Genomic DNA, 4,703 nt, shown 5'->3' with positions numbered 1-4,703 from the left:
GCCCAGCCACACCGCGCAGCGCGATACCGCCTGAGAAGTTGGAGTTCGGCACGGTGTATGTGAAGTCCGGCTGCCCCGTGAGCATGTTATAGCGCGCAATGCTCTGGCTGCCGGAGAGAATCGTGTAAAGAATCTGTCCATCAGAGCTGAGCGCCATGTTGGTGGGCTGGCTCCCAATTGAGACCGGGGTCCCAATAGACGCCGTATCCGGCTGAATCGCCGCGATCGAGTTACCTGCGACGCTGCTTGATCCCGAACCTACGCTCGCCATGAGTTGCCGCGAATACGGATCATAGAGGATGTGATTCGCGCCGATCGTAAGGACGCTGAAGTATGTCAACGGCAGAGCTGAAGAGATGCCGCCTCCCGGAGCAGGAGTGGAGACCGTAACCGGCGCCCAACCCATCGATGCGAAGCTGGAAGCAGGCACCGTCGCCGTCAGTTGGGAAGAACTGACAAATGTTGTAGCGAGCGCAGTAGAACCCAACATGACCGTTGAGCCGCTGCTGAACCCGGCGCCATTCACCGTCAGCTTCGTATCCGCCGTTCCGGTTTGGATCGCCGCCGGGCTAATGGAACTCAATACGGGAGCAACGTTGTAATCATTGCCGGTGATCGTCGCGGTGGCCGTTGCCGTATTGTTGGTGCTATCGGGATCGGTGTTTCCTGAGACCTGAACCGCCATGGTCGAGCTTCCGGCTGTGGTTTGGAGCACGGTAAAGGTTACCGTCACGGTGCTTCCACTCGCCATGCTCCCCAGAGAGCATGTAATACCGTTGGACGTGCTGCACGTACCGGCAGTCGAAGTCGCAGAAACCAAGGTGCCGATCGCAGGAGCCTGGCCAGCCAGGACGACATCCGTCGCCGTGGATGGACCGTTGTTCTTCACCCGCGCCGTGAAGGTGGTGTTGCTTCCGGTCGCGGTAGAGCCACCTGTCGAGAGGACGACATTCAGGTCTGCAGTTACTGAGCTCAGATCAGCAACCGCATTCGAAGATAAGCTATAGATCCCGACGGGAGTACGGAATACAAGGCCGTTTCCTCCCCATCGCGCGAGACGGGTCGGATAGATCGAAGTGCTTGAGATCAGCGATGGCACGTTCACCGGAATCGTGGTCCCGGTGGAGCTATAGTCGCTAAGTTTAAATATCTGGATCTGGTTAGCACCGCCACTACTGTTGCCCGTCCCGGATGCATAGTCAACCATAAAGATCTTTCCAAGCGTGGCGTCAGCAAGCGTCGCACCTTGTGCAACGGTTTGACCGGTCACGTAAAGAGAACCCAGCAGAGCTCCGGCCTCGGCGTCATAGACTCTGCCGAAGTTTGTGAACATCTTGCCCGAGAGAAGCTGCATCTCGTCCTGGGAGCCGCTCGCCGGCGTGATGCTGCTCAAGACCAGCTTCGCGGTCAATCCATTGCTGTTGTACGTGAAGGTGTTGTACGCGCTACCGCCACCAGCGTAGATCTCGTTTTTTGAACCATCGGTCTGGATGGCAAAGATGGAGTTATCGTAGATCGTGTTCGTCGCGGTGTTGGTACGCATCACGCCGCTGTCGAAGATGGCAAGTCCGACCCTGGTGGTCAAATCAGAATTACTCAGGGCAACAACCACCGAATCTGTCGCTCCAGGCAATGCAGCCAGAGCCTGAGCATTCGCGGGCGAGTTGTAAATGCCGGAATTTACCAGCGGCAGTGAAAACTTCAGACCCGCCGTCTTCGCAACCAGATCCACTTTACGAACCGCCGAAGATCCATCAAGGCCGACCCACAGATAATGGCCATCCGCCGTCAGGGCAAGCTTGTTTGGCTCACTGCCAACAAAGATCGGCGTTCCTATCGCTCCTGTCGCAGGGTTGACCGAAACGACCGAATTACCCAGCGGCGCAGCCACCGAGCCTGGAATCGAAGCATAGATCAGACCATCGGCAGGGTTATACACCATGCTGTTATTGACGAGAGGGATATAGGCGGAGAAAGCTAATGAGCTACTGGTGCCACCTCCCGGCGCAGGCGTCGCAACACTAAAGGAGTAATTCCCCGGCAATGAGAGAGATGACGCCGGAACCGTGACGGAAAGCGACGTCGAGCTGTTATAGGTCGTCGTCAGCTGCGTGCCGTTCAGACTTACGGTTGAAGCAGTCGAAAAACCAGTTCCCGTAAGCGTTATCTTGGTCGCAGTGTTCATCGGACCGTAATTTGGTGAAAGAGCAGTAAGCGTCGGCACCGGCGGATTACCGATCGTTACCGTCAGCGAGTTGGAGAGCGGTACAAGTGCTGTCAGACAGTTGACCGTAATCGCAGCGGTTCCAATGGACGCAAGCAAACTCGCGGGTACGATTGCGGAGATGCTTGACGAGGTTAGAATACCGGTCGTGAGCGCGGCGTCGTTCCATTGAACGGAGCAGTTGGTATTGAAGCCCGACCCCGTTACCGTGATGGTGCTGTCCGGCGACCCGACGATCATGGCCGACGGCGCCAGGGCAGTCAGCACAGGAGTAGCCGTTGGGGTGCTGACAAGAATGCTGCCAGGGTTTGAGCTGCCGCCACCCGGCGCCGAATTAACCGCCGTGACCTGAAGCCTGCCAACTATTGACTGTTCTGCGACCGAAAGTGGGAACGTGAGTTGCCTGCCGCTGACGATAGTGGGCGTATGCGCTGTCGTGCCGACCTGCACCGTCGTCCCGGAAATAAAGTTGTTTCCGGTAACCGTAACTATCGTGGCGGTAGTTTTGCCGGCAGGTACGGCAGCAGGAGAAAGCGATGAAATCGTTGGAAGCGGATTATTCACCGACAACGACGACGCGGCGGAGTTTCCGCCTCCCGGCGCTCCATTGACGGCCGTCAAGGTAAGCGTGCCAGCGCCTGCTAGATCTGCAGTGCTAAGAACGATATTGACCTGCGTTCCGCTGACGTAGGTGGTGCTGCGATTATCACCATTCACCTGGATGATTGTCGTGGGAACGAACCCCGTGCCAATGACTGAGACGACCGACGACACCGTTCCCGTCAGAAAGGTGGACGGCGTAAAGCTCGTAATCACAGGTGAAGGATTATCCACCTCCAGATTCACAGCAGTGCCGCCGGCGCTGGCAGCGCCGCCATTCACCACGATGATCGCCAGGTTTGCGCCTGACACCAACAAGCTCGCCGGTACCGCCGCCGTCAACTGCGTAGCGCTTACATAGGTCGTCGGTACAACAACGTTTCCTACCTGTACGGATGAGGTCGACGTAAAGTTAGTTCCATTCACCGTCAGCGTAACCGCCGCATTGCCGGCAGCGAGCTTGGTGGGTGAGATAGAAGTTACCGATGGCGTGGCAACCGTATTCCCACCGCCATTGCTGGAGCTATTACTTCCCCCGCCCCCTGAACATGCTGTTAGAAACCAGACACAAAAAGACGCAGAAAGGGCTACAACTGCTCGGCGGAAGATGGAAGTTTTCATGGAGGTCTCAGCATACACTGAGACAACAATCTAAGAAACCGTCACGTAGTAAATCGTTTGATTCCGATGCCTAAAAGGAACGGCAGCAATAACAGATCGAATCAGATCTCGCGATCTGTCCCAAATTCGGACACCTTCCGCCAGTCCCATAAGTCTGCCGGTCGTTCTATTTATGCCTTGGCATCTAGGCATAGCCAGGCGCATCATCCGTGTTCTATTCCTGCTTCCCATGGAGAACCTCGCCCGTCTTCTGAACGCTCTTCTTCACAGCCTTCCAGACGTTCCTGGAAGAAGTCTTCAGAGCCTTCCCCGTCTTGCCAGCCGTTGTATCCAGCGCGGAAGACGTGCTGCTGTTCGCAACGTCCAGAGCCGTATCCGTGGCTCTTATGCCCGTCGCTGCTCCACCAATCCCCGCATTCGCGCCAAGGATGGTGGCCTGCGCCGGACGCTTCGCCGGATTCGCCCAGACGATATCTGTCTCCGGCAGCCGTTCGACCCTCGCCACGCGCATCTCCGGGAAGTCGCTTCGACTGAGTTTGCTGCTCAGCGACCATTCGATGGAGTTAAGCCAGACCATGCCGTTCATCGGAGCATCCACTTCGCCCAGGTTGATAATCTGTTTGGTCTTCAAGGGTTTCATCCGCGCACATCGGTCTCCGCCGCAGCCATGAGTGCACATGGCCTCCGACAAAAAGGAAGCATGCTTTCCCTCTGAGATCCAGATCGTGCCACCATGCTCTTCCGCATGCAGCGTGGCCGCACGGGCAAGGTGGCTTGCGTCACAGATCGTGTCCTCGTGCGCTGCGGCATACCAATACAGAGCCTTTGCGTCTGCGATGCTCGCTCCAGTTCTCACCAGGACCGATACGTGTTCTGCATCGAGACGATGTCCCATTTCGCCGCAATCTCTCCGCCATAGATGGTAGTAGTGCAGCTCCACCTCGCTGGGCCGTCCCTTGCGAGGAAATGCCTGACCATAGATCGTTCCATCGTCTTCCACGACAGTTGGACTTCGGGCGCCCTCAAGAAACTGTGCCGGCCGGTCGGAGCAGTCGTCGCGGCTGATCATAAAGAGCGGAGCAAACCTCTCCAGCAGGTCACTTTCCTCTCGATCGCTCAAACCGTCCCGGTCCGTGTCGAGCACCCCTGTCTTCCCTGTTCCGGGCAGTCCATACGACTCAGGAAGGGGCAACAACAAGAACCCAAGAACGATCGCGGCCCTCAGCCTTTCTAAGATCATCGATCTTCTCCCTTCAAG

Annotated in this window: 2 protein-coding genes; both read right to left on the bottom strand. The window is 57.0% G+C overall.

All coding sequences use genetic code 11. The features are described 5' to 3' along the window. Positions 1–3,445 (bottom strand): beta strand repeat-containing protein (locus AB4043_RS15205; RefSeq protein ID WP_442307425.1); only part of this gene is annotated, 3,445 nt, incomplete at its 3' end. 214 nt (positions 3,446–3,659) lie between these two features. Further along, the coding region (locus AB4043_RS15200) for a hypothetical protein (RefSeq protein ID WP_442307424.1) at positions 3,660–4,703 on the bottom strand (1,044 nt) is incomplete at its 5' end.

It is taken from the genome of Terriglobus sp. YAF25 (genome assembly GCF_052113305.1).
Taxonomy (GTDB): domain Bacteria; phylum Acidobacteriota; class Terriglobia; order Terriglobales; family Acidobacteriaceae; genus Terriglobus.
The sequence above is the reverse complement of the archived record's forward strand: the minus strand, read 5'-3'. Positions and strand labels throughout refer to the sequence as shown.